A 26,537-nucleotide genomic window follows, 5' to 3' on the forward strand; every position below is an offset into this window, starting at 1 on the left:
GCTCCTAGTTAGTCGTCTCGACCGGAAATCCTTCGGCCTGCATTTTTTTCAACACATCCTGCCAACGGGACAGGCGCTTGGTGTCACCGACTTTCTTGTTGCCCTTGGCACCGGGCAGGTACAAGCCTTCGGCATTGAAAGAATAGACCGGCAGCAAATCGGTTCGTTGGCTGGCCGGTTTGATCTCGTTGATCAGGCTATCGAGTACCAGCGGCATTGCCTCGGGTGTCGAATAGTAGGTCAACACCATGTGCGCCCGGTTCAAACGCAACGCCTTGACGTAAGTGATGCGCAGCTTGTCACTGGAAACCCCAAGATGACGCAGGCTGAAATACTTGGCGATGGCGTAGTCTTCGCAGTCGCCGGCGCCCTTCCACAAGGCTTCGATGGGAGTTTCCCAATAATCGACCTCGTGCCACAGATCGATGTCTTCTTCGTAGCGCATCTGTTTGTTGAAGAACTGGTTCACCACATTAAGCTTTTCCATCTCGCCGACCTGCTTCTGGGTGGCCAGCAAACGCTGCCAGGCATCGATGCGTTGCTGCCCCTCGCCCAATGGCCCGTAAATGGCCTGGGCACGGCGGCTGATCAGGGAAAAATCCCAGTCGGCATGCAACCCGCCCAGCATGACGCCGGCCAGCAGCAGCGCGCAGCACAGCCAGCGCAACATCCGGGGGATTGCGAAACGTACCGCCAATGCGAGGCATCCAGGGTAGGCAGGTGGAAATCGGTTGATGGTGCAGGTTAGGCCGATAAAAGACAATGGCACGGTGAGATCACTGCCAGCGCGCTAGACTTGGAATGTCAGTAGTCATAAAAAGATCACAACCTGTAGCAAGCGCTACAAGAGCTACGGGCGCGACAGATGTTGCTGCGATCTTTTACAAGGTTTGACAACCTGTATAACAGTCACTAGTGTCCATTTGGATCCAAAAACAACTTCAGTCATGCAGGGTGCGTAGTAGTGACACAGAAGCCCAATCCTCTGAACAGCATCAAGGTCAACGGGCCGATTCCCGCTCACCTGGCGCGTTCGGTGATCGAAGAAACCCTGCGTTCGGCCATTCTCGACGGACGCATACCTTGCGGCACAGCATTGCGCCAGCAAGACCTGGCGGACCTGTTCGGCGTCAGCCGCATGCCGGTACGCGAAGCGTTGCGCCAGCTCGAAGCGCAATCGCTGCTCAATGTCGTCGCCCATAAAGGCGCCGTGGTCGCTGCGCTGGTACAGGGTGATGCGACGGAAACCTATGAACTGCGGATCTTGCTGGAATCCGAAGCATTGCGCCGTTCGATTCCCTTGCTCGACGCCGCCGATTTCGAACTGGCTGCGCGCTACATCGACGAATTGGAAACCGAACACAACTACACCGAGATAGGTCGGCTCAATCGCCTGTTCCACATGGCACTGTACAGCAAGGCGCCCAATCGCCGGCTGTTGCGACTGGTCGAAGACGGATTGAACGAAGAAGAGCGCTTCCTGCGCTTCAACCTTGAGGCGATGGGCCTGGGCAAGCTGTCCCAGGAAGATCACCGCAGTTTGTTACGCGCCGTTGAAGACCGGAACATCGGGCTGGCGGTCGAGCTGCTTGAGCATCACCTCAATCGCGGTGTCGAGGTCATCACACGCTACCTCGACAGCACCGGCGCCCAAGGCAAGAAAAACTCGAGATAAACCGCCCCCAGGCACGCGCGAGCACATCGAATGTGCTCGCCAGCGCTTGCCGCAATGTGTCGCTGAACCTGTCCTGGGTCATTCGGCGAAAAGCCTGCTTACAAATCCCCCCTTCGCTCATACCAACCCGCTAGAACAATGCCACTCCTGCGTGCCCGGAGCCCGCCTGGCAACTTCTTCTCAATCCCGATAATTGCAGCCAACGAATGCCGCAGCAACGATAGCGGCTACCGTCAATTACGCTCACTCTTGGGCCTGCCAACTCAACAATGAACGCAGACGCACCGCACCCGCGGGAGCCGACTGCGCACCAAGAACCTACGGAAGGAGTCTTGCCACGGGAAAGGAAGTAAATGGCGTATTCCCGGCCAACTTCCATCCCCTCAGATGACACCAGCGATCACAGTTTGAAAGTTACTTTGAGTGAGGCATTCACTCTCTTATTCGATTCTGACTTATATAAGTCGGAAGGAGTAACTTCACCCAAATAAAACTTAAATCAAAAGTTTTATTGAAACTTGTCGCGCCCGATAAAGTTGAACTTACAAATAATATAAAAATAACTTGCCGGGAACTTTATTGATGTATTAGTTTTTCTCCGCCGCCATTGGATCCAGGCCAGCAAGGCTCAAGTCCAATCCTTACGCGGTGCCGCAAAGACTGTCTCACCACTCACATACATCAATTCGATTGAGGCCTCCGCTCGCCCAGACAAAACATCTACTCACTATCGCTAGTTGTTTACATCTCCCATTGGTATTTCCAATTTACTTATAGGCTCGCCATGAAACCGACTAAAGACCGTCTCAACCAAAAGAAAGCAGAACTTAGCGCTCACCCGATCTTTGGCGAAATACATTCGTTGTCGATCCTGCAACGCTTCATGGAAACCCATGTGTTTGCCGTCTGGGACTTTATGTCGCTGACCAAGCGCCTGCAGCAGGAACTGACCTGCGTGCAGTTGCCTTGGTTGCCACCGCGAGATCCGCAAGCGGCGCGGCTGATCAACGAGATTGTGCTCGGCGAAGAGTCCGATGATCGTCCCGCCAATGGTCACTACAGCCATTTCGAGTTGTACCTGGACGCGATGCGCGAAGTCGGTGCAAGTACCGTCGCGGTAGAGCGCTTCGTCGCGTTGCAGAAAGAAGGCGTGAGCTACGATGTGGCGCTGCAAAGCGTGGACATCGATCCCGCCGCTGCACAGTTCGTGCGCCACACCTTGCACACCGCGCTGCATGCGCCGGGTCATAGCGTTGCCGCCGTGTTTCTGCATGGCCGGGAAAGCGTGATCCCGCAGATGTTCCAGCGGATTCTCGACGACTGGGGCATTGGCCTCGATCAAGCCCCGACCTTCCGTTATTACCTGGAACGCCACATCGAAGTCGATTCCGAAGACCACGGCCCGGCGGCTGAGAAACTCCTCGCCCGGCTGGTCGATGGCGACCCGCAACGTCAGGAAGATGTGTACGCCAGCGCCATCGCCGCGGTGGAAAGCCGCATCGCCCTGTGGGATGGCTTGCGCGTCAGCATGAGCGAAACCGTCGGCGAGGTGAGCGCATGAACGCCGCCGATTACCAATCCTTCGCTGACGCCTGGGAGAGCCGCGCCACCATCCGCACCCGGCCCCGGCGCGTGCTGGAGAACGACGACAAACTGATCTACCCGTTGAGCCGCCAGCCCCTGGTGCTGAGCGAAACCTTCCTGCGCGAATGCCCCGAACAACGGGACTTTGCCCTGGTGCAGACGCTCTACAAGTTCATCAACGACGTGGTGATTTTCGAAACCGAGATCGTCGACAAGACCGCGCGCAGCATCGCCAAAAACCGCTTCGCCGTGGCCTTCCCGTTCGCCTGCCGCTACGACGCCATGACCGTGGTGGTAGACGAGGATTACCACGCCTTGGTGGCGATGGATTTCATGCAGCAGACCGTGGCCATGACCGGCATCACGCCGATCGAACTGCCGGATGAAATCGAGTTGAGCCGGGCGATTCCGGCAGCAGTCGCGCTCGCCCCGGAACACTTGCGCAGCGCTGTGGAATTGATCTGCGTGGCTATCGCCGAGAACACCGTGACCGGCGATGTGGCTGCGTTTGCCAAGGACGACACGGTCAAGCAATCGATCAAGGGTCTGATGGCCGACCACTTGCTGGACGAAGGCCGCCACTCCAGTTTTTGGGCGCGAATGGTGCGCATCTACTGGCACACCGCGAGCGACGCCGACCGCCAATGCATCGCGCAAATCCTGCCGGTGTTTATCGGCCACTACCTGACCAACGACATTCAAAAGTCCTTCGACTTTCGCCTGATCGATTCCTTGCAGGTCAGTGACGCTGCACGCCGCGCACTCAAGAGCGAAGTCTCGGGCCTGGCCTTCCCGATCAATCGCCATCACCCGTTGGTTGCCAACATCGTGCGGTTTTTTCGCAGCAGTTCGCTGCTCGATTCGCCGTGCGTTCAAGAAGCTCTGAGCGACTACCTGGTTTAACGAGGAGAACATCATGAGACGTCTCGACATTGTGCTTATAGGGCAGAGCCAGGCCTTGAACGACCTGGCGCTGGAGCTCGAACAACATGGACATTCACTGGTGCGGCAGGCTGCTTCGAGTGAGCGAGCGTTAAGCAACGTCGATTTAGTCATCGATGACGCCAGTCTGGCGTTTGCCGACTTTGGCGATGTACCGCGATTGACGCTGCAACTGGGTGTTAGTGAGTCTTTGGGGCTGCCAATTCTGGACTTGCTGTGCGCGTTCGGTTCGACGCTGTTCACTCGCGTGCCGATTGCCGAAGAATCGTCCGGTAACGGCCAGGCCCTGCGCCTGCGGGCGGTGGCAGAACTGGTGGATCACGTGGCGTTGCTGGTCAGCCGGTTTTCCCGGGATGCCGAGTATTTCCAGTTAACCGAAACGGCGGCACCGGTTGATTTTGATCGAGTAGAAAACCTGCTGTTTCTCGAGCATCTGGCCTTCATCCATCAGCTCAACATGACCGCGCACGAAGGGCTGCTGCAACTGGGCCGGATCCCGATGATCGAGCGGCTTGAACAGCGCTTTATCCAATGCGCCGAACGACCTGCACTGAATATCGCCGGCACTTCCCTCAGCTATCGCCAGCTGCATGCTCAAAGCCGTGCGATTCAGCAGCGTCTGCAGCCGTTGCTTGATCAGCATCAAGGCTCCTTGGTGGTGGGTATTTGCCTGCCGAAATGCAGCGCGTTGTATGCAGGGATTCTGGCGATTCTCGGCAGCGGTGCGGTGTACCTGCCGCTGGAGCCGAGCCATCCGCTACAACGTCAGCAGTACATTTTGGAAAACGCCGGGGCGGTGTTATTGCTGCATGACGGCGAGCATCCTCTGGCGGATCAGATGCCGGGGCTGGATATCAGCCGTATCGACTGTGGTGACGTGGATTTCGATCTACCGTTGATGCGTCAGCGGCCGGCGCTCGATGCACCGTGCATGGCGCTCTACACCTCCGGCACCACCGGGCACCCGAAAGGCGTGCTGCTCAGCCAGGCCAACCTCGCGCACTTCACCGCGTGGTACGCCGACTATGTGCAACTGAACGAACAGAGTCGGGCATTGCAGTTTTCGTCGCTGAGTTTCGACTCGTCGCTGATCGATATTTTCCCGACGCTGCTACAGGGCGCCGAGTTGATCGTGCCCAGCGACGACCAGCGCCGTGATCCGCTGCAACTGGTGGCGCTGATCCGCAATCAACAGCTGAGCCACGCTTTCCTGCCGCCGGCGCTGTTAAGCATTTTGCCGCTGGATCAGTTGCAAGTGCTGGATCACGTGATGACCGGCGGCGACGTTTGCGAGCCCTACGTCATCGAGCAACTGACGCGCCAGGGCAACCTCTACAACCTCTACGGCCCGACCGAAGCCACGGTGCTGATCACCGCGCGGCAACTGCGACCCGGCGACAACAACCGCACCCTCGGCGGCCCGATTGCCAACAGCCAAGTGCTGATTCTCGATGAAGACTTTCAACCGGTGGCCGAGCAGACCGTCGGCGAGTTGTACATCGTCGGCCCGGGGGTGTGCCTGGGTTACCTGAACAACCCGCAGCAAACTGCCGAGCGCTATCTGGAGCTGAGCCTGCCGAAAGGTGAACGCCTGCGTACCTACCGTACCGGCGATATGGCGAAGTGGACACGCGACGGTATCGAACTGTGCGGACGGCGCGACAATCAGGTGAAGATCCGCGGCTTCCGGGTCGAGCCGGAGGAGATCGAACGTTGCCTGCGGGACAGTCAGCTCTACCGGCAAGTGGCGGTGGTCATCGACAGTCAGCGACGGATTCTGGCGTTCCTCGCCCAGCCCCAGGAAGACCAACCCGGCGCCGCTCGCGAAGCGCTGAAGGCCCACGCCGTGCAATTCTTGCCGGACTACATGCAACCCGGTGCGTGGACTGAGCTGGAGAGCATGCCGTTTGCCAGTAACGGCAAGGTTGATCGCAAGGCGCTGCTGGCGCTGCCGGTTAACGTGCTGGAGAACAGCGCTCGGCGTTTGCCCACCAGTGCCGATGAAGAGCTCTTGCTGGAGATCTGGGCCGAATTGCTGGAACTGCCGGCGAGCGATATTTCCACCGACGAAAGCTTCTTCAATCTGGGCGGTCACTCGATTCTGTTGTCGCGGATGTTGCTACGACTGCGTGAGGAGTTCGGGCGCAGCATCTCGATCAACCGCTTTATCGAGCTGCCGACGATCGCGAAATTGGCGACGTTGGTTCGCGGCTCGGGTACCGAGGAAGTGCTGAGCGCGCAGGCCATGGCCGATGCTTTTCGTGAGCTGGATGTGCAGCCGCTGCCGGTCAGCCGCATGGGCGATGTGCACAAGGTGATCGTCACCGGGGCCAACAGTTTTGTTGGTGTACACATCGTCGAAGCGTTGCTGGCCTGGGGCGCCACAGAGGTGGCCTGCCTGGTACGCGATGGCGGTGGGCAATCGGCGGCGGAACGCTTCGCCCAGGCTCTGCGCGAGAACCGTCTGGAGCACCTGGACCTGCATCGGGTGCGGGTTTATTCAGCGGATATCACGCGTCCTTCCTTGGGGCTCGCGCAGGAGGTCTACGAGCGACTGGACCGGGAGTTCGGTGCGCTGGTGCACAACGCGGCCAACGTCAATCACGTGCTCGATTACGAGTCGCTGGCGCGGGATAACGTTGAACCGATTTTCGAGTGCCTACGCCTGTGTGAAGGGCGCAGCAAGAAGATCTTCAACTTCGTCTCGACGCTTTCGGCCTCCAGCACGATTTCTGACGATGGCCGGGTGCTTGAATTGCCCGCCGCGCAGACCCCGCCGATCTACATCAAGAACGGCTACAACCTGTCCAAATGGGTCGGCGAGCGGATCCTTGAGCGGGCTCGGGAGCGCGGCGTGCGGGTCAATCTGTATCGCCCCGGCAATATCAGTTTCAACAGCCTCACGGGCGTGTGCCAGCCGCACAAGAATCGCTTGATGCTGATGCTCAAGGGCTCGATCCAGCTCGGCCAGGTGCCGGAGTTCTCGCTGAACTTTGACCTGATGCCGGTGGACTTTCTCGCCCGTTTTATCGCCTTCCATGCCAGTCGTTATCAGCCGGAACATGCAGTGTTCAACCTGCACAACCCCGAGCCGCTGAGCTGGGATGCCTACGTCGATTCGTTTCGCGAAGCCGGTCGGGAATTCTCGATGGTCAGCGTCGCCGACTGGCAGCAGCAACTGGGCCGGGTCGACAGCGACAACGCGTTGTTCGGCGTGCTGGGTTTCTACCTCAACGGCTTTGAAGAAGACATCGGCGACATCTCGATGATCGGCCACGACAACGCCCAGGCCGGCGTCCGGCAGATGGGCGCGCATTACCCACAAAAATCCCCGGCGCTGCTGCGTCGCGGTTGCGACTACCTCAAAGAAATCAACTTCATCTGACCCAACCCACTGGAGCAAGACCATGAAAACCCTGCAACCCGATACCCTGATCAAAAACCCTCACGGCTGCCACGTAGCGTCTTCGGTAGACGTGCCTGCGGATGCGGCGAAAGTCTGGGCGGTGGTCGGCAACTTTGCCGGCTTCGATAAATTCATCCCGGCGCTGTCGCACATCGAAATGACCGGCGAAGGTGTGTCGTCCTTGCGCAAGAAATTCTTCAAGGACGGCAACCTGGTGGTCGAGCAACTCAACTCCCGGGACGACCAGGCGCTAAGCATGACCTGGACCACGATCTACAACACCTTGGGTGTGGCCAATTTGTGGGCGGCGATGAATGTAGAGTCTCTGGGGGCGGGTAAGTCTCGAGCGACCTGGACCATCATCGCCGAACCTGCCCAGGGCGGCGCCGAGGCGTTGCCGGGGTTCAAGGAGTTTGTGCAGGGGTTTGCTGATGATGCGATGAACAATGTGTTGAAGCTGTTTGCGTAAGGCTTCAGTTTGGCGGTGACTGATGTGCCGCTTTCGCGAGCAAGCCCGCTCCCACATTTTGACTTCATTCCTTCTGAAGGAATCCGGTCAACCTGTGGGAGCGGGCTTGCTCGCGAAGAACGATAACGCGGTCCAACTGACCCCAATCAGATTTTGAAGCTGTCGACCAACTGCTTCAACCGATTCGCCTGCAATGACAAAGCATCGCAATCCTTCAATGTTTCATTGAGGTTGGCCACGCTTTGCTGGTTCAGCAGGTTGATCTGGTTGACGTCGACGTTGAGGGTTTCCACCACTGCGGTCTGCTCTTCAGTTGCCGCGGCCACCGATTGGTTCATGCCGTCGATTTCGCCGATGCGCTGGGTCACGCTGACCAGTCGCAGACCGGCCTGGTTCGCCACTTCGACGCTCTCTTCGCTGGAGACCTGACTGGCGTTCATGGTGGTCACCGCTTCGCGAGAACCGATCTGCAACGAAGTGATCATTTTGTGGATCTCTTCTGCCGACTCCTGGGTGCGATGAGCGAGGTTACGCACCTCATCCGCCACCACCGCAAAACCACGACCGGCTTCACCCGCACGGGCCGCTTCGATGGCCGCGTTCAGGGCCAACAGGTTGGTTTGCTGGGAGATGCCTTTGATCACATCCAGAATGTGCCCGATGTTGTCGGTGCTGGCATTAAGGGTTTCGATCTGGGTGCAGGACAGGCTGATTTTCTGCGACAACTCGGTCATGGCCAGGATGGTTTTTTCCACCACCTGACGACCGTCGTCGGCCTGCTCGCTCGCGCCGCTGGCGTGTTGCGAAGCATCAGCGGCGTTGCGCGCAATTTCCTGGGTTGCGGCACCGAGTTGGTTGATCGCAGCAGCCACACTGTTGGTGCGGGCACTTTGTTCGTCGGAACCAATGATCGAGGCGTTGGACGATGCCATGACGCGTTGCGACAGGTCATGGACCTGACGGGTCGCTGAGGACACTTCGGAAATCGATGCGTGAATCCGTTCCACGAACTGGTTGAACGCACCACCCAGTTCACCAAATTCGTCTTTGCTTTCCACGGCCAGACGACGGGTCAAGTCACCTTCACCCTGGGCGATGTCTTTCATCGCACGGCCCATGGTGGTCAGCGGACGCATCAGCACGTTGATCAGCAGGCTCAGCAGCACTGCAATGGCGCTCACGGCGATAAACATCGCGATCAATGCCGAGGTGCGGAATTGGCTCAGCGGGGCGTAGGCCTTGTCCTTGTCGATTGACAGACCGATGTACCACTCGGCGTTCGGCAAACCGGTGACCGGGGTGAACGAGAGGATGCGGTCTTGCTTGTTCAGAGTGACGTTCTGATTACCCTTCTCGATGCGCACGTTGGAGCCTGGGTAGATGTCTTTCAGGTTCTTCATCACCTGATCTTTGTCCGGGCTGACGATTACCTGACCGTCCGCGCTGACCAGGAACGCATGACCGATGCCGCCGAAGTCTACCGAGTTGATGATCTTGACCAAGGTTTCCAGACTCAGGTCACCGCCGACAACGCCGAGCAGTTCGCCGTTCTTTTTCACCGGCAAAGCGATGGTCACCACCAGACCGCCGACCGCAGCCATGTAAGGCGGGGTCAGCATGGTCTTGTCAGCCGCAACGGCTTGTTTGTACCAAGGGCGCTGACGTGGATCGTAGCCATCCGGCATCTTCGCGTCCGGGCGCTGGGTGAATACACCGTTGGCCTGGCCGACGTAAGTGAACTGGAAGTTCGAGGTGAAGGCCGGTTGATCAACCAATCCTGGCAGATCGGCGTTTGCACCTTGATGGGCGACGTTCTGTGCCAGGTTCTCTAGCACCAGTACGCGGCCACTCATCCAGTTCTGCACGCTGCTGGCGGTCAAGTCACCGGCTTGCTGGACGGAGGATTCGAGATTCTGCCGAATAGTATTTCGCTGCAAATAGTCGTTGTACAAAGTGAACAACGCAAAAGCCAGCACCACGACGCCTGAAGCGGCCAGCAGGATTTTATGGCTGAACTTGAGATTCATTTCATGGGACTTCTTATGCAAAAAGTGGGGATGCGTTCCGGATTGCAACATTCCATGTAACAGCGCAGACGGCTTTCTGAGGCCGCTCTACTTTGGTGCACGCATGTCTCACCAGTCTTTCGGCACGATCAGGAGAAATCTTAGGGGATTGTCTGAAATGGATGGGATTCGTGGCGTCTTCCCGCCGAACGGCGTGCTAGAGATTCTGGATTAGCTTTAAGCCCTTACTGTCGCTTGAAGATTTATCTGCTCCAAAACGACAAAACCCCTGTCTGCGTTAGCAGACAGGGGTTTCGGAATTCAATCTTGACGATGACCTACTCTCACATGGGGAAACCCCACACTACCATCGGCGATGCATCGTTTCACTGCTGAGTTCGGGATGGGATCAGGTGGTTCCAATGCTCTATGGTCGTCAAGAAATTCTGTGACCAGCCCGTTACCGCAGTAACGTGCCAGCAAAAAACGGTGACTTCTACTAAAACAAAACCCCTACCTGCATACGCAGATAGGGGTTTCGGAATTTAATCTTGACGATGACCTACTCTCACATGGGGAAACCCCACACTACCATCGGCGATGCATCGTTTCACTGCTGAGTTCGGGATGGGATCAGGTGGTTCCAATGCTCTATGGTCGTCAAGAAATTCGGGAGCCGGCTCGTTTGCCCTTGCGGGTTTACGCTCCAGCGAATGGGTATGTGATAGATCTCGGTGTTTTGTGAGCAGTTTCGAACTTTCGGTTCGTTTCGTCTTCACACACCGCAATCTGGTGCTCTTTCGCCTTTCAGCTCGAAGCAAGCAAATTGCTTGGGTGTTATATGGTCAAGCCTCACGGGCAATTAGTATTGGTTAGCTCAACGCCTCACAGCGCTTACACACCCAACCTATCAACGTCGTAGTCTTCGACGGCCCTTCAGGGGACTCAAGGTCCCAGTGAGATCTCATCTTGAGGCTAGTTTCCCGCTTAGATGCTTTCAGCGGTTATCTATTCCGAACATAGCTACCCGGCAATGCCACTGGCGTGACAACCGGAACACCAGAGGTTCGTCCACTCCGGTCCTCTCGTACTAGGAGCAGCCCCTCTCAAATCTCAAACGTCCACGGCAGATAGGGACCGAACTGTCTCACGACGTTCTAAACCCAGCTCGCGTACCACTTTAAATGGCGAACAGCCATACCCTTGGGACCGGCTTCAGCCCCAGGATGTGATGAGCCGACATCGAGGTGCCAAACACCGCCGTCGATATGAACTCTTGGGCGGTATCAGCCTGTTATCCCCGGAGTACCTTTTATCCGTTGAGCGATGGCCCTTCCATACAGAACCACCGGATCACTAAGACCTACTTTCGTACCTGCTCGACGTGTCTGTCTCGCAGTCAAGCGCGCTTTTGCCTTTATACTCTACGACCGATTTCCGACCGGTCTGAGCGCACCTTCGTACTCCTCCGTTACTCTTTAGGAGGAGACCGCCCCAGTCAAACTACCCACCATACACTGTCCTCGATCCGGATAACGGACCTGAGTTAGAACCTCAAAGTTGCCAGGGTGGTATTTCAAGGTTGGCTCCACGCGAACTGGCGTCCACGCTTCAAAGCCTCCCACCTATCCTACACAAGCAAATTCAAAGTCCAGTGCAAAGCTATAGTAAAGGTTCACGGGGTCTTTCCGTCTAGCCGCGGATACACTGCATCTTCACAGCGATTTCAATTTCACTGAGTCTCGGGTGGAGACAGCGCCGCCATCGTTACGCCATTCGTGCAGGTCGGAACTTACCCGACAAGGAATTTCGCTACCTTAGGACCGTTATAGTTACGGCCGCCGTTTACCGGGGCTTCGATCAAGAGCTTCGCGTTAGCTAACCCCATCAATTAACCTTCCGGCACCGGGCAGGCGTCACACCCTATACGTCCACTTTCGTGTTTGCAGAGTGCTGTGTTTTTAATAAACAGTCGCAGCGGCCTGGTATCTTCGACCGGCATGGGCTTACGCAGTAAATGCTTCACCCTCACCGGCGCACCTTCTCCCGAAGTTACGGTGCCATTTTGCCTAGTTCCTTCACCCGAGTTCTCTCAAGCGCCTTGGTATTCTCTACCCAACCACCTGTGTCGGTTTGGGGTACGGTTCCTGGTTACCTGAAGCTTAGAAGCTTTTCTTGGAAGCATGGCATCAACCACTTCGTGTTCTAAAAGAACACTCGTCATCAGCTCTCGGCCTTAGAATCCCGGATTTACCTAAGATTCCAGCCTACCACCTTAAACTTGGACAACCAACGCCAAGCTGGCCTAGCCTTCTCCGTCCCTCCATCGCAATAACCAGAAGTACAGGAATATTAACCTGTTTTCCATCGACTACGCTTTTCAGCCTCGCCTTAGGGACCGACTAACCCTGCGTCGATTAACGTTGCGCAGGAAACCTTGGTCTTTCGGCGTGGGTGTTTTTCACACCCATTGTCGTTACTCATGTCAGCATTCGCACTTCTGATACCTCCAGCAAGCTTCTCAACTCACCTTCACAGGCTTACAGAACGCTCCTCTACCGCATCACCTAAGTGATACCCGTAGCTTCGGTGTATGGTTTGAGCCCCGTTACATCTTCCGCGCAGGCCGACTCGACTAGTGAGCTATTACGCTTTCTTTAAAGGGTGGCTGCTTCTAAGCCAACCTCCTAGCTGTCTAAGCCTTCCCACATCGTTTCCCACTTAACCATAACTTTGGGACCTTAGCTGACGGTCTGGGTTGTTTCCCTTTTCACGACGGACGTTAGCACCCGCCGTGTGTCTCCCATGCTCGGCACTTGTAGGTATTCGGAGTTTGCATCGGTTTGGTAAGTCGGGATGACCCCCTAGCCGAAACAGTGCTCTACCCCCTACAGTGATACATGAGGCGCTACCTAAATAGCTTTCGAGGAGAACCAGCTATCTCCGAGCTTGATTAGCCTTTCACTCCGATCCACAGGTCATCCGCTAACTTTTCAACGGTAGTCGGTTCGGTCCTCCAGTTAGTGTTACCCAACCTTCAACCTGCCCATGGATAGATCGCCCGGTTTCGGGTCTATTCCCAGCGACTAGACGCCCTATTAAGACTCGCTTTCGCTACGCCTCCCCTATTCGGTTAAGCTCGCCACTGAAAATAAGTCGCTGACCCATTATACAAAAGGTACGCAGTCACCCAACAAAGTGGGCTCCCACTGCTTGTACGCATACGGTTTCAGGATCTATTTCACTCCCCTCTCCGGGGTTCTTTTCGCCTTTCCCTCACGGTACTAGTTCACTATCGGTCAGTCAGTAGTATTTAGCCTTGGAGGATGGTCCCCCCATATTCAGACAAAGTTTCTCGTGCTCCGTCCTACTCGATTTCATGACTAAGAGATTTTCGCGTACAGGGCTATCACCCACTATGGCCGCACTTTCCAGAGCGTTCCGCTAATCTCAAAGCCACTTAAGGGCTAGTCCCCGTTCGCTCGCCACTACTAAGGGAATCTCGGTTGATTTCTTTTCCTCAGGGTACTTAGATGTTTCAGTTCCCCTGGTTCGCTTCTTAAGCCTATGTATTCAGCTTAAGATACCTAACTTATGTTAGGTGGGTTCCCCCATTCAGACATCTCCGGATCAAAGTCTGTTTGCCGACTCCCCGAAGCTTTTCGCAGGCTACCACGTCTTTCATCGCCTCTGACTGCCAAGGCATCCACCGTATGCGCTTCTTCACTTGACCATATAACCCCAAGCAATCTGGTTATACTGTGAAGACGACATTCGCCGAAAATTCGAATTTCTCAATTAAGAGAACTCACAAATTTTACCTTAGCCTGATCCGTTACCAGTGAAAGTAACGTCCAGTCTATCTTTCTATCACATACCCAAATTTTTAAAGAACGATCTAATCAAAGACTAGAAATCAATATTCACATTGGAATGCTCATTTCTAAGCTTTCAACAAACAGAAGCAGTAGTGGTGGAGCCAAACGGGATCGAACCGTTGACCTCCTGCGTGCAAGGCAGGCGCTCTCCCAGCTGAGCTATGGCCCCATAACAAAATTGGTGGGTCTGGGCAGATTCGAACTGCCGACCTCACCCTTATCAGGGGTGCGCTCTAACCAACTGAGCTACAGACCCAATTTCGGGCTGCTTCTTTATCGTCTTCTTCAATGAATCAAGCAATTCGTGTGGGAACTTATGGAGCAGCTGATGTCGTCGATTAAGGAGGTGATCCAGCCGCAGGTTCCCCTACGGCTACCTTGTTACGACTTCACCCCAGTCATGAATCACACCGTGGTAACCGTCCTCCCGAAGGTTAGACTAGCTACTTCTGGTGCAACCCACTCCCATGGTGTGACGGGCGGTGTGTACAAGGCCCGGGAACGTATTCACCGCGACATTCTGATTCGCGATTACTAGCGATTCCGACTTCACGCAGTCGAGTTGCAGACTGCGATCCGGACTACGATCGGTTTTCTGGGATTAGCTCCACCTCGCGGCTTGGCAACCCTCTGTACCGACCATTGTAGCACGTGTGTAGCCCAGGCCGTAAGGGCCATGATGACTTGACGTCATCCCCACCTTCCTCCGGTTTGTCACCGGCAGTCTCCTTAGAGTGCCCACCATGACGTGCTGGTAACTAAGGACAAGGGTTGCGCTCGTTACGGGACTTAACCCAACATCTCACGACACGAGCTGACGACAGCCATGCAGCACCTGTCTCAATGTTCCCGAAGGCACCAATCCATCTCTGGAAAGTTCATTGGATGTCAAGGCCTGGTAAGGTTCTTCGCGTTGCTTCGAATTAAACCACATGCTCCACCGCTTGTGCGGGCCCCCGTCAATTCATTTGAGTTTTAACCTTGCGGCCGTACTCCCCAGGCGGTCAACTTAATGCGTTAGCTGCGCCACTAAGAGCTCAAGGCTCCCAACGGCTAGTTGACATCGTTTACGGCGTGGACTACCAGGGTATCTAATCCTGTTTGCTCCCCACGCTTTCGCACCTCAGTGTCAGTATCAGTCCAGGTGGTCGCCTTCGCCACTGGTGTTCCTTCCTATATCTACGCATTTCACCGCTACACAGGAAATTCCACCACCCTCTACCATACTCTAGCTTGTCAGTTTTGAATGCAGTTCCCAGGTTGAGCCCGGGGATTTCACATCCAACTTAACAAACCACCTACGCGCGCTTTACGCCCAGTAATTCCGATTAACGCTTGCACCCTCTGTATTACCGCGGCTGCTGGCACAGAGTTAGCCGGTGCTTATTCTGTCGGTAACGTCAAAACACTTACGTATTAGGTAAATGCCCTTCCTCCCAACTTAAAGTGCTTTACAATCCGAAGACCTTCTTCACACACGCGGCATGGCTGGATCAGGCTTTCGCCCATTGTCCAATATTCCCCACTGCTGCCTCCCGTAGGAGTCTGGACCGTGTCTCAGTTCCAGTGTGACTGATCATCCTCTCAGACCAGTTACGGATCGTCGCCTTGGTGAGCCATTACCTCACCAACTAGCTAATCCGACCTAGGCTCATCTGATAGCGCAAGGCCCGAAGGTCCCCTGCTTTCTCCCGTAGGACGTATGCGGTATTAGCGTCCGTTTCCGAGCGTTATCCCCCACTACCAGGCAGATTCCTAGGCATTACTCACCCGTCCGCCGCTCGCCACCAGGTACAAGTACCCGTGCTGCCGCTCGACTTGCATGTGTTAGGCCTGCCGCCAGCGTTCAATCTGAGCCATGATCAAACTCTTCAGTTCAAACATCTTTGGGTTTTTAAGAAACCCTAAACTTGGCTCAGCAATCGTTGGTTACATCTTTGATTTCTCGCGGAGTAACTTGTGATGCTGATAATCTTGTTGACTATCAGTCTGACTCCACAAGCACCCACACGAATTGCTTGATTCAGTTGTTAAAGAGCGGTGGGTTGATTCTTTCGTCTCAACCGAGGCGCGCATTCTACAGCAGCGCCAGTTACTGTCAAGCGGTTATTTTAAGAAGTTTTCAAAGTTTCCTCTGCAACTTCAACCACTTGCGCTTTCGATCTCTCGTTAGCGGGAGGCGAATTCTACAGCGTTACTCGCTGCTGTCAACACCTCTTTTGTTCCGCTTTCGACCGAGAAGACCGAACCGTCAATCGAGCCACACAACACCACTCAACCAACTCCTTCGGGGCCTCGATAATCTGAAGCAATCCGCTGTCGAAAACCGCATAACTCTTTGTTTATCAAGGAGTTTTCCGTTTCGACTGCACCGGAAGTGGGGCGAATTATAGACTTCCAGAATCTGCCGTCAAGCACTGATTTTGCTTTTCTATCAATAACTTGCAAAAGCCCGGAAAAGAGCCCGACTCCCTCTTTAAAACAAACGCTTCTATATAGAAGGAACCTTAAAGCACCCCAGCATCCTTGAAAGCAGCCACCGCACCAGCATCCAGACCCAACACCCGCTGCAACACTTCCAGCGTGTGCTCCCCTAACAAAGGAGGCGCATTGCGGTATTCCACAGGCGTCTCAGACAACCGGATCGGACTCGCCACCTGAGGCACCATTCCAGCCAATGCATGGGGTAACTCTATAGCTAACCCGCGCGCCTGAACCTGCGGATCTGCAAACACCTGCGCCAGATCATTGATCGGCCCACACGGCACACCCGCCTGCTCCAGTTGCACCACCCACTCAGCAGTAGTCTTGAACACCGTCGCCTGGCGAATCAGCGGAATCAGCACCGCCCGATTGGCCACGCGCAGCTTGTTGGTAGCGAAGCGCGGATCATCTGCCCACTGCGGCTGACCCGCCACCTCGGCAAACTTGCGAAACTGCCCGTCGTTACCCACGGTGAGAATAAAGTCGCCATCCGCCGTAGGAAAATCCTGATAAGGCACGATGTTCGGGTGCGCATTCCCAAGGCGCTTAGGCGCATTGCCGGTAGTCAGGTAGTTCATCGCCTGGTTCGCCAGACAAGCCACTTGCACATCCAGCAACGCCATATCGATATGCTGGCCGCCACCGTCATGATCCCGATGCGCCAGTGCCGCCAGAATCGCTACCGTCGAATAGAGCCCGGTCAAAATATCCGTCAGCGCTACGCCGACTTTCACCGGCCCGGCGCCCTCATCACCTTCAGGTCGCCCCGTCAGGCTCATCAAGCCGCCCAACCCCTGGATCATGAAGTCATAACCCGCGCGCTTAGCGTAAGGCCCGGTCTGGCCAAACCCGGTGATCGAGCAATAGATCAGATCCGGATTGATCGCCTTGAGCGATTCATAGTCCAGCCCATAAGCCGCCAGGCCACCCACCTTGAAGTTCTCGATCAGGATGTCCGACTTCGCCGCCAGATCACGCACCAGCTTCTGGCCTTCCGGTCGGGTGAAGTCGATGGTTACCGATTGTTTGTTGCGATTGGCCGACAAGTAATAGGCAGCCTCGCTGGTGTTCTCGCCATAAGCGTCTTTAAGGAACGGAGGCCCCCAGGCGCGCGTGTCGTCGCCATTGCCCGGGCGCTCGACCTTGATCACTTCAGCGCCAAGGTCCGCCAGGATCTGCCCGGACCAAGGCCCGGCCAGCACCCGCGATAAATCCAGTACCCGTAGATGCGAAAGCGCGCCCATGGCCGTTCTCCTATTAATAGAACGCCTGGATGCCGGTCTGCGCGCGACCGAGGATCAGCGCATGCACGTCATGCGTACCTTCGTAGGTGTTCACCACTTCCAGGTTAACCAAGTGGCGCGCAACGCCGAACTCGTCGGAGATACCGTTGCCGCCCAGCATGTCGCGGGCCATGCGCGCGATATCCAGGGATTTGCCGCAGGAGTTACGCTTCATCATCGAAGTGATCTCGACCGCCGCCGTGCCTTCATCCTTCATACGTCCCAGACGCAGGCAACCTTGCAATGCCATGGTGATTTCGGTCTGCATGTCGGCGAGCTTCTTCTGGATCAACTGAGTGGCAGCCAATGGGCGACCGAACTGCTGACGATCCAGGGTGTATTGGCGAGCGGTGTGCCAGCAGAACTCGGCTGCGCCCAGTGCGCCCCACGAGATGCCGTAGCGCGCAGAGTTGAGGCAGGTAAACGGACCCTTCAGGCCACGGACATCCGGGAAGATGTTCTCTTCAGGGACAAACACGTTGTCCATGACGATTTCGCCGGTGATGGACGCACGCAAGCCAACCTTGCCGTGAATCGCCGGAGCACTCAGGCCTTTCCAGCCCTTCTCCAATACGAAACCGCGGATGTCGCCGGCATCATCCTTACCCCAGACCACGAACACATCGGCGATCGGGCTGTTGGTGATCCACATTTTGCTGCCGGTCAGGCTGTAGCCGCCTTCCACTTTGCGTGCACGAGTAATCATCGCGCCCGGGTCGGAACCGTGGTTTGGCTCTGTCAGACCGAAGCAGCCGATCCATTCGCCAGTGGCCAGTTTTGGCAGGTACTTTTGCTTTTGCGCTTCAGTGCCGAATTCATTGATCGGCACCATTACCAGCGAGGACTGCACACTCATCATCGAGCGATAGCCGGAGTCGACGCGCTCGACTTCACGAGCGATCAGGCCGTAGCTGACGTAGTTCAGGCCGCTGCCACCGTATTCCTCAGGAATGGTCGCACCCAACAGGCCCACGTCGCCCATCTCACGGAAGATCGCGATGTCGGTCTTCTCATGGCGGAAAGCTTCCAGAACGCGCGGCGCGAGCTTCTGCTGAGCGAACTGCTCGGCGGTGTCGCGGATCATGCGTTCTTCTTCGGTGAGCTGTTGATCCAGCAGCAGGGGATCGATCCAGTTGAAGCTAGCTTTACCGCCCATGAGTGTGTCCTCTCGAATCGGGTCAAATAACGTGGACTGATCCTAGGCCCGGTTAGCCATCTCGGCAAACGAGGATTTCGCATACTGTTGTGCTAATTTCTCACTCCGAAACATCGCGAAAGGTCATTAATGCGATGTATTAGTGAGGTTCACGTACATGCGCAGGAAAATCCCCAGCACAACGGCCCTGATCAGCTTCGAAGCGGCAGCGCGCCATGAGAGCTTTACCAAGGCCGCACAGGAACTTTCCCTCACCCAGGGTGCGATTTGCCGACAGATCGCCAGCCTCGAGGAGTTCCTCAGCGTCGAACTGTTCCGACGCTCACGGCGCGGAGTGAAGCTGACAGAAGCCGGGCTTTCCTACAGCCGTCGCGTGGCCACGCAACTCGATGCCGTGGAGCGGGACACACTGTCGGTGATGGGCCAGCAAGGCACCAACGTCATCGAGCTGGCAGTGGTGCCAACTTTCGGCACCCAATGGCTGCTGCCGCGACTCAAGGACTTCCAGCACAAACACCCGGAAGTAACGGTCAACCTTACTAACCGCACACGGCCCTTTCTGTTTGCCGACACCGAGTTTGATGCTGCGATCTACTTCGGCGATGCGGATTGGTCGGGTACGGAATCCCACAGGCTGATGGGAGAAAACCCGATGCCGGTGTGCAGCCCCGCCCTACTGGGCAAGAAGACAAATCTGACACCCGCTCACATCGCGGAATTACCCCTGCTGCAACAGACCACCCGCCCGTACGCGTGGCGCCAGTGGTTCAATTCCCAGAACCTGAATATCCCTCGCGACATGACAGGCCCGCGTTACGAGCTATTCTCCATGCTCGCCCAGGCGGCCATGCACGACATGGGGATCGCGTTGATTCCACCGTTTCTGATTCAGCGTGAATTGGCGGAGAAGCGCCTGGTGATTGCCAATCCCCAAGCCCTGTCGAGCATCAAGGCTTATTACCTGATGATTCCTGAGCGAAAGGTCGAATCGGCCTCTTTAAGGGCTTTTCGCGACTGGCTGGTGAATCAGGCACATGGCTACAGCCTAGAGGGATAAAGGCTAACGCCGATTAACTGACCTCGTAGTCAGCAAAATCAAAACACTACAGATATAAGTATTTGTCGCATATTCATAGACTGTACCGACATGCAGTACAAACGTCCCACAAGCGCCTGAAGTCGTGGCCTTGAGCCTCTATTTAGAGGCAATGACCTCTCATTCACGGCGCCGATGTGTAAATTATTGAAATTCGACCAGAATCCTTACAAGGCACGGCCTGCAAGGGATTGATCCGGCTAGTTGCGACATTCGGTCACGGGGTGACTTGTAGTTAATTTTCCGTCACCCGTCATAATCCCTTGAAGGGCACAAAGTTCGCCTGCAAAATGCCGCGCCCCGCCCTGATTTGGCGGGATCGTGCTGATCGGCCGCCCCAGCCGCACCATCCGAAGTGCCTGGGTTTACTCAATAAGATCACGCAGGAGATTTGACGTGCACATTGGTGTTCCTCTCGAAACCCAAACGGGTGAAACACGGGTTGCTGCAACCCCGGAAACCATCAAAAAGCTGATCGGCCAGGGTCATAAGGTCACTGTACAAAGCGGCGCCGGCGTTAAAGCCAGCGTTGTCGACAGTGCCTATGAAGCGGCAGGCGCAACCATTGGCAGCGCCAACGATGCATTTGGTGCCGAGCTGATTCTCAAGGTGGTCGCCCCCAGCGACAGCGAGCTGGCTCTGATCAAGAGCGGCACCGTTGTCGTCGGCATGCTCAACCCGTTCAGCAATGAAACCATCGCCAAGCTGGCCGAGTGCGGCATTACCGCTTTCGCGCTGGAAGCCGCGCCGCGCACCTCCCGCGCTCAGAGTCTGGATGTGCTGTCCTCCCAAGCGAACATTGCCGGCTATAAAGCCGTGTTGCTGGCGGCTCACCACTATCCGCGCTTCATGCCGATGCTGATGACGGCGGCGGGCACCGTGAAAGCGGCGCGCGTGCTGATTCTCGGCGCTGGCGTGGCCGGTTTGCAGGCGATCGCCACGGCGAAACGCCTGGGTGCGGTGATCGAAGCGTCCGACGTGCGTCCGGCAGTAAAAGAGCAGATCGAATCCCTTGGCGCCAAGTTCGTCGACGTACCTTACGAGACCGATGAAGAGCGTGAATGCGCCGTCGGTGTCGGCGGTTACGCGCGTCCAATGCCCGCCAGCTGGATGCAGCGCCAGGCCCTGGCCGTGCACGAACGCGCCAAGCAGGCGGACATCGTCATCACCACTGCACTGATCCCGGGCCGCAAGGCACCAACGCTGCTGAGCGCTGAAACCGTGGCGCAGATGAAGCCTGGCTCGGTGGTCATCGACCTCGCCGCAGCCCAGGGCGGCAATTGCCCGCTGACCGTGGCTGACCAAGTGGTCGTTGCGAATGGCGTGACCATTTGCGGCCCGACCAACCTGGCCGGTGAAGTCGCCGCAGATGCTTCGGCGCTGTACGCCCGCAACTTGCTGGACTTCCTGAAGCTGGTTTTCAACAAAGAAGGCCAGTTCGAAGTGAACCTAGAAGACGACATCGTCGCCGCGTGCCTGATGTGCCGCGACGGCCAAGTCATCCGCAAAAACGCCTAAGCAGGGATTCAGACGATGGAAGAGCTTATCTCCCCCGGTATCTACAACCTGATCATCTTCGTGCTGGCGATTTATGTCGGTTATCACGTGGTCTGGAACGTTACACCTGCACTGCACACGCCTTTGATGGCGGTGACCAACGCGATCTCGGCGATCGTGATCGTCGGTGCCATGCTGGCCGCGGCTCTGACCGTGACGCCACTGGGCAAAACCATGGGCACCTTGGCGGTGGCTCTGGCGGCAGTCAACGTGTTTGGTGGCTTCCTGGTTACCCGCAGGATGCTCGAGATGTTCAAGAAAAAAGCCCCGAAAGTCGTAAAAGAAGAGGCGCCTAAGTAATGAGCATGAATCTTGTCACGACGCTCTACTTGATCGCGTCGATCTGCTTTATCCAGGCCCTCAAAGGCCTGTCGCACCCAACCACGTCGCGGCGCGGCAACGTGTACGGCATGCTCGGCATGGCGCTGGCGATCCTCACCACCGTCGGCCTCATCTATAAGTTGGGCGCTGAGCTGGCTACCGCTGGTATTGGCTACGTTATCGTCGGCCTGCTGATCGGCGGCACCGCCGGCTCGATCATGGCCAAGCGCGTTGAAATGACCAAGATGCCGGAACTGGTCGCCTTCATGCACAGCATGATCGGTATGGCGGCGGTGTTCATTGCGATCGCTGCGGTGGTTGAGCCGCAATCGCTGGGTATCGTCAAGCAATTGGGTGATGCGATTCCTGCCGGTAACCGTCTGGAACTGTTCCTCGGCGCGGCCATCGGTGCAATCACCTTCTCCGGTTCCGTGATCGCGTTCGGCAAGCTCTCGGGCAAGTACAAGTTCCGCCTGTTCCAGGGCGCACCGGTACAGTTCGGCGGCCAGCACAAGCTGAACCTGCTGCTGGGCGTGGCGACACTGGCGCTGGGCATCACCTTCATGTTGACCGGCAATCTTAGTGCCTTCGCGCTGATGCTGGCCCTGGCCTTCGTGCTGGGCGTGCTGATCATCATCCCGATTGGCGGCGCGGACATGCCTGTCGTCGTGTCGATGCTCAACAGCTACTCCGGTTGGGCCGCAGCGGGTATCGGCTTCTCGCTGAACAACTCGATGCTGATCATTGCCGGTTCGCTGGTGGGTTCGTCTGGTGCGATCCTCTCGTACATCATGTGCAAGGCGATGAACCGCTCCTTCTTTAATGTGTTGCTCGGCGGTTTCGGCAATACGGCGGATGCGGCCGGCCCTGCAGGTTCGAAAGAAGCCCGCCCGGTGAAGTCCGGCTCGGCTGACGACGCAACCTTCCTGCTGACCAACGCTGACACCGTGATCATCGTTCCGGGCTACGGCCTGGCGGTAGCTCGGGCGCAACACGCGCTCAAAGAACTGACCGAGAAGCTGACCCATCGCGGCGTGACCGTGAAATACGCGATCCACCCGGTTGCCGGTCGGATGCCTGGCCACATGAACGTATTGCTGGCCGAGGCCGAAGTGCCTTACGACCAGGTGTTCGAGATGGAAGACATCAACTCCGAGTTCGGCCAAGCCGATGTGGTGCTGGTGTTGGGCGCCAACGACGTGGTCAACCCGGCCGCCAAGAACGATCCGAAATCGCCGATTGCCGGCATGCCGATTCTCGAGGCGTTCAAGGCCAAGACCATCATCGTCAACAAGCGCTCGATGGCCAGCGGCTATGCCGGTCTGGACAACGAACTGTTCTACCTCGACAAAACCATGATGGTCTTCGGTGACGCTAAAAAGGTCATTGAAGACATGGTGAAAGCCGTCGAGTAAAACCTGCTCCAAAGCAATACCCAAAACCTCAGCCTTTAGTAGGCTGGGGTTTTTTTATTCCCCATGAAACCCGACCAAAGGCTCTAAATCAGGGCTCGGCATTCGACCATGGTAGCGGGACGGATTTTTTCCAAGTCACTAGACTGCACACCTTGCTTCCGTTGCCCGAGATAACAATCCATGTACCGTGATCGTATTCGCTTGCCTTCGTTGTTGGATAAGGTGATGAGCGCCGCTGACGCTGCCGCTCTGATTGAGGACGGCATGACCGTCGGCATGAGCGGTTTCACCCGCGCCGGCGAAGCCAAGGCCGTGCCGCATGCATTGGCCGAGCGCGCCAAAATCACTCCGCTGAAAATCACCTTGATGACCGGCGCGAGCCTGGGCAACGACCTCGATAAACAGCTGACCGAAGCCGGCGTCCTGTCGCGCCGCATGCCGTTCCAGGTCGACAGCACCCTGCGCAAGGCGATCAACGCCGGCGAAGTCATGTTCATCGACCAGCATTTGTCGGAAACCGTCGAGATGCTGCGCAACCAGCAACTCACGCGGCCGGACATCGCGGTGATTGAAGCCGTGGCGATTACCGAGCAGGGCCATATCGTGCCGACCACGTCGGTAGGCAACTCGGCCAGCTTCGCGATCTTCGCCAAGCACGTCATCGTCGAGATCAACATGGCGCACAACCCGAATCTCGAAGGGTTGCACGACATCTATATCCCGACCTACCGCCCGACCCGCACGCCAATTCCGCTGGTGAAGGTCGACGATCGTATTGGCAGCACTGCCATCCCGATCCCGCCGGAGAAGATTGTCGCGATCGTGATCACCAACCAATCCGACTCGCCGTCTACCGTGCTGCCACCGGACACCGACACCCAGGCCATCGCCGATCACCTGATCGACTTCTTCAAACAGGAAGTGGCTGCCGGGCGCATGACCAACAAGCTGGGGCCGTTGCAAGCCGGGATCGGCACCATCGCCAATTCGGTGATGTGTGGCTTGATCGACTCGCCGTTCGAAGACCTGACGATGTATTCGGAAGTGTTGCAGGATTCGACGTTCGACCTGATCGATGCCGGCAAGCTGAGTTTTGCCTCGGGCAGCTCGATCACTCTGTCGGCCCGGCGCAATGCTGATGTGTTCGGCAATCTGGAGCATTACAAAGACAAGCTTGTATTGCGCCCTCAGGAAATCTCCAACCACCCGGAAGTGGTGCGGCGCCTGGGGATCATCGGCATTAATACGGCGCTGGAGTTCGACCTGTACGGCAACGTCAACTCCACCCATGTCTGCGGCACGCGGATGATGAACGGCATTGGCGGTTCGGGGGACTTCGCGCGCAATGCGCACCTGTCGATCTTTGTTACCAAGTCAATCGCCAAGGGCGGCGCGATTTCCAGCGTGGTGCCGATGGTCAGCCACGTCGACCACACCGAGCATGACGTTGACATTCTGGTGACCGAGATCGGCCTGGCCGACCTGCGCGGCCTGGCGCCGCGGGAGCGGGCCCGGGTGGTCATCGACAACTGTGTGCACCCGGACTATCGCGAAGCCCTGAATAATTACTTCACAGCCGCCTGTGCCATTGGCGGACACACCCCACACATCCTGCGTGATGCCCTGAGCTGGCACATCAACCTGGAAGAAACCGGGCGGATGCTGGCGGTCTGATCGACCCAAATAACAGCTGACGCAAACACAGTTGCGTCAGCTGCTGCTCGCAACACCCTTTCCTGTCGAAAACTGTACTGCTGTACCGGTCTTTTCCTACCGCAATCTCCTACATTTCCGAGTCGATACGCCGAAAATGCACTGAGTTAGTGCAGACAGGTACAGTTGCCTCAAATTTGACCAGTACACCCCCTATAAACAGTTAATTGATCCCTCACAATACAAGTGAACTGTATCTAGAGGGACTGGCTAAACAGGAGGATCATTGGCATCAGTTAAACCACTACCTAATCCCGCCACAAGCGGAAGGATGTCAACCATGGAACGTACACTCAGTTCCGAACTGTTCTTCGAAGATACCGCTGCAAAAACCCAGGCTTCCATGCCTCTTCGCGTTATCGCCAACCTGATGTTGTGGCAGCGCCGCATTACCAGCCGCCATCAACTGGCTCGTCTGGATTCGCGTCTGCTGGCTGATGCCGGGATTAGCGAAGCACAACGCTACGAAGAGCTGAGCAAGCCGTTCTGGCGCTAAGTAGCGTCGCTGGCTCTGACCTGTAGGGTCCACCGCCAGCAACCCGAATTGAACAAACAAGACCCGTCGTGGGAAACCACGACGGGTTTTGTCGTTTCAGAGTCCTTGAAAAGCCATACCAGTACAGTTTTTTTAAAAATGAAATAGACCAGTACACCGTCATTTCATCCATCTGCGCTGTTCCATTCCCTGCGCACCGGCCTAATATCCAATCAGAACGTGGCGAACGCCGCATGACAGGCGTCTGACCTTTCAGACACTGCGCCACCTCTCAATCGGTTTATCCAAAGGAGCTACCCCATGTCCCGTCTTCGTCTGCTGAGCGCTGCAGCCCTGCTCGCCGTGGCTGCCAACGCCAACGCCACCAGCTTTATCGTGACCACCGACGCCGTCGTTGGCGCGCTCAAATCCAGTTCCGATGCAACTTCCGATGTCTCCTCTTCGCTGCGCGACAACAAAATCGTGCGTGCCGCTCGTGATGACGCCGCTAGCTTCGTTGCCAGCAACGGCGATATTCGCGGTGTGAAACTGGAAAGCGCATTCGACGAGATCCGCCACCAGGCACCTCAGTTGAACGCGACTGACGCACAGTTGGCCCAAGCCATTCTGGCGATCTAAGCATCAGCTCGACGGCGGGACACGCCCATCGTGTCCCATGTTTCGGCGCTGGCTCTAGTTCGGGCATTGCGCTAGCCTTGGGACTCGTTTTCAGCTATCGAGTCTCATGCGTTTTCTTTCGAATCTGTTGCTCACGCAAGCGATCTTCGTGGCCTGCTGGTCGGGATCGGCCCATGCCTTCGACGCTTTTAATCTCTCGACACAAGGCACTGTGGTCAGTGGTTACGCCACAAGCATGGTGACCTCCGCGCCCTTCGACCATAAACTGCTGATCGCCGCTCAGGATGACGCCGCGGCGTTCATTGCCAGTGACGGCCAACTGCGAGGAGCGCAACTGGAATCCGCCCTGGATTATCTGCGTCGGACCCAGCCAAAACTTCATGCCAGCGACCTTGAACTGGCACAGGCAATTCTCGTCCAATAGTTATCATCGTTCCT

General features: G+C 56.5%; 17 protein-coding genes, 2 tRNA genes and 4 rRNA genes. 13 read left to right on the forward strand and 10 right to left on the reverse strand.

The features are described from left to right. Window positions 1–4: 4 nt before the first annotated feature. Window positions 5–697 (reverse strand): cysteine protease LapG, encoded by a 693-nt coding sequence (lapG, locus tag NK667_RS26590; RefSeq protein WP_054050339.1) that lies wholly within the window; start codon window positions 695–697, stop codon window positions 5–7. A gap of 267 nt (window positions 698–964) precedes the next feature. On the opposite strand from lapG, the gene NK667_RS26595 reads away from it, so the two are divergent. The 5 genes from NK667_RS26595 (at window position 965) to NK667_RS26615 (ending at window position 8,076) form a co-directional block, all read left to right on the forward strand. Next, window positions 965–1,675: a GntR family transcriptional regulator gene (locus tag NK667_RS26595; protein WP_054050342.1), complete on the forward strand. Its 711-nt coding sequence runs from the start codon at window positions 965–967 to the stop codon at window positions 1,673–1,675. Window positions 1,676–2,459: 784 nt separating this feature from the next. Beyond that, complete coding sequence (locus tag NK667_RS26600; protein ID WP_054050343.1) at window positions 2,460–3,236, forward strand: DUF3050 domain-containing protein; 777 nt, start codon at window positions 2,460–2,462, stop codon at window positions 3,234–3,236. Next, the gene (locus NK667_RS26605) at window positions 3,233–4,162 is read left to right on the forward strand and encodes a diiron oxygenase (RefSeq protein ID WP_054050345.1); all 930 of its coding nucleotides are present in this window, start codon (window positions 3,233–3,235) and stop codon (window positions 4,160–4,162) included. Before NK667_RS26600 ends, NK667_RS26605 begins: the two co-directional genes overlap by 4 nt. A 13-nt stretch (window positions 4,163–4,175) precedes the next feature. Further along, a complete protein-coding gene (locus tag NK667_RS26610) occupies window positions 4,176–7,586 on the forward strand; it encodes a non-ribosomal peptide synthetase (RefSeq protein ID WP_054616620.1) in 3,411 nt (1,136 codons plus the stop codon). 22 nt (window positions 7,587–7,608) lie between these two features. Continuing rightward, a complete protein-coding gene (locus NK667_RS26615) occupies window positions 7,609–8,076 on the forward strand; it encodes an SRPBCC family protein (protein ID WP_054050349.1) in 468 nt (155 codons plus the stop codon). A 146-nt stretch (window positions 8,077–8,222) separates the two neighbouring features. On the opposite strand, the gene NK667_RS26620 is transcribed toward NK667_RS26615, so the two are convergent. From NK667_RS26620 to NK667_RS26660, 9 genes are all read right to left on the reverse strand, one after another. Next, window positions 8,223–10,103 (reverse strand): methyl-accepting chemotaxis protein, encoded by a 1,881-nt coding sequence (locus NK667_RS26620; RefSeq protein ID WP_054616621.1) that lies wholly within the window; start codon window positions 10,101–10,103, stop codon window positions 8,223–8,225. Window positions 10,104–10,407: 304 nt separating this feature from the next. Continuing rightward, window positions 10,408–10,523: ribosomal RNA gene (gene rrf, locus NK667_RS26625) — 5S ribosomal RNA — on the reverse strand. A 108-nt stretch (window positions 10,524–10,631) separates the two neighbouring features. Continuing rightward, a 5S ribosomal RNA gene (rrf, locus tag NK667_RS26630) occupies window positions 10,632–10,747 on the reverse strand. A gap of 176 nt (window positions 10,748–10,923) precedes the next feature. Then, a 23S ribosomal RNA gene (locus NK667_RS26635) occupies window positions 10,924–13,815 on the reverse strand. A gap of 238 nt (window positions 13,816–14,053) precedes the next feature. Next, window positions 14,054–14,129: transfer RNA gene (locus NK667_RS26640), tRNA-Ala, on the reverse strand. A gap of 10 nt (window positions 14,130–14,139) precedes the next feature. Next, window positions 14,140–14,216 (reverse strand) — tRNA-Ile (locus tag NK667_RS26645). Between the two features lie 83 nt (window positions 14,217–14,299). Continuing rightward, a 16S ribosomal RNA gene (locus NK667_RS26650) occupies window positions 14,300–15,838 on the reverse strand. Together the 16S, 23S and 5S rRNA genes with 2 tRNA genes alongside form the textbook arrangement of a ribosomal RNA operon. Before the next feature lie 629 nt (window positions 15,839–16,467). Continuing rightward, window positions 16,468–17,688 (reverse strand): CaiB/BaiF CoA transferase family protein, encoded by a 1,221-nt coding sequence (locus NK667_RS26655; protein ID WP_054617217.1) that lies wholly within the window; start codon window positions 17,686–17,688, stop codon window positions 16,468–16,470. 13 nt (window positions 17,689–17,701) lie between these two features. Further along, window positions 17,702–18,883 (reverse strand): acyl-CoA dehydrogenase, encoded by a 1,182-nt coding sequence (locus NK667_RS26660; RefSeq protein WP_054047906.1) that lies wholly within the window; start codon window positions 18,881–18,883, stop codon window positions 17,702–17,704. A 157-nt stretch (window positions 18,884–19,040) separates the two neighbouring features. On the opposite strand from NK667_RS26660, the gene NK667_RS26665 reads away from it, so the two are divergent. The 8 genes from NK667_RS26665 (at window position 19,041) to NK667_RS26700 (ending at window position 26,523) form a co-directional block, all read left to right on the forward strand. Further along, complete coding sequence (locus NK667_RS26665; RefSeq protein WP_054617216.1) at window positions 19,041–19,940, forward strand: LysR family transcriptional regulator; 900 nt, start codon at window positions 19,041–19,043, stop codon at window positions 19,938–19,940. Between the two features lie 435 nt (window positions 19,941–20,375). Beyond that, entirely contained in the window at window positions 20,376–21,497 is a 1,122-nt protein-coding gene (locus tag NK667_RS26670) for a Re/Si-specific NAD(P)(+) transhydrogenase subunit alpha (protein WP_054617215.1), read from the forward strand. 15 nt (window positions 21,498–21,512) lie between these two features. After that, window positions 21,513–21,836 (forward strand): NAD(P) transhydrogenase subunit alpha part 2, encoded by a 324-nt coding sequence (locus NK667_RS26675; RefSeq protein WP_007947884.1) that lies wholly within the window; start codon window positions 21,513–21,515, stop codon window positions 21,834–21,836. Beyond that, entirely contained in the window at window positions 21,836–23,272 is a 1,437-nt protein-coding gene (locus NK667_RS26680; RefSeq protein WP_054617214.1) for an NAD(P)(+) transhydrogenase (Re/Si-specific) subunit beta, read from the forward strand. Before NK667_RS26675 ends, NK667_RS26680 begins: the two co-directional genes overlap by 1 nt. A 180-nt stretch (window positions 23,273–23,452) precedes the next feature. Continuing rightward, the gene (locus NK667_RS26685) at window positions 23,453–24,946 is read left to right on the forward strand and encodes an acetyl-CoA hydrolase/transferase family protein (RefSeq protein ID WP_054047914.1); all 1,494 of its coding nucleotides are present in this window, start codon (window positions 23,453–23,455) and stop codon (window positions 24,944–24,946) included. Window positions 24,947–25,265: 319 nt separating this feature from the next. Then, entirely contained in the window at window positions 25,266–25,481 is a 216-nt protein-coding gene (locus NK667_RS26690) for a DUF1127 domain-containing protein (RefSeq protein ID WP_030129620.1), read from the forward strand. Window positions 25,482–25,781: 300 nt separating this feature from the next. Beyond that, window positions 25,782–26,099 (forward strand): DUF2388 domain-containing protein, encoded by a 318-nt coding sequence (locus NK667_RS26695; RefSeq protein ID WP_054047916.1) that lies wholly within the window; start codon window positions 25,782–25,784, stop codon window positions 26,097–26,099. Between the two features lie 106 nt (window positions 26,100–26,205). Then, window positions 26,206–26,523, forward strand: a complete 318-nt coding sequence (locus NK667_RS26700; RefSeq protein ID WP_054047918.1) for a DUF2388 domain-containing protein — start codon at window positions 26,206–26,208, stop codon at window positions 26,521–26,523. The last annotated feature ends 14 nt before the right edge of the window (window positions 26,524–26,537 follow it).

This window comes from Pseudomonas nunensis (assembly GCF_024296925.1).
GTDB classification, from domain to species: domain Bacteria; phylum Pseudomonadota; class Gammaproteobacteria; order Pseudomonadales; family Pseudomonadaceae; genus Aquipseudomonas; species Aquipseudomonas nunensis.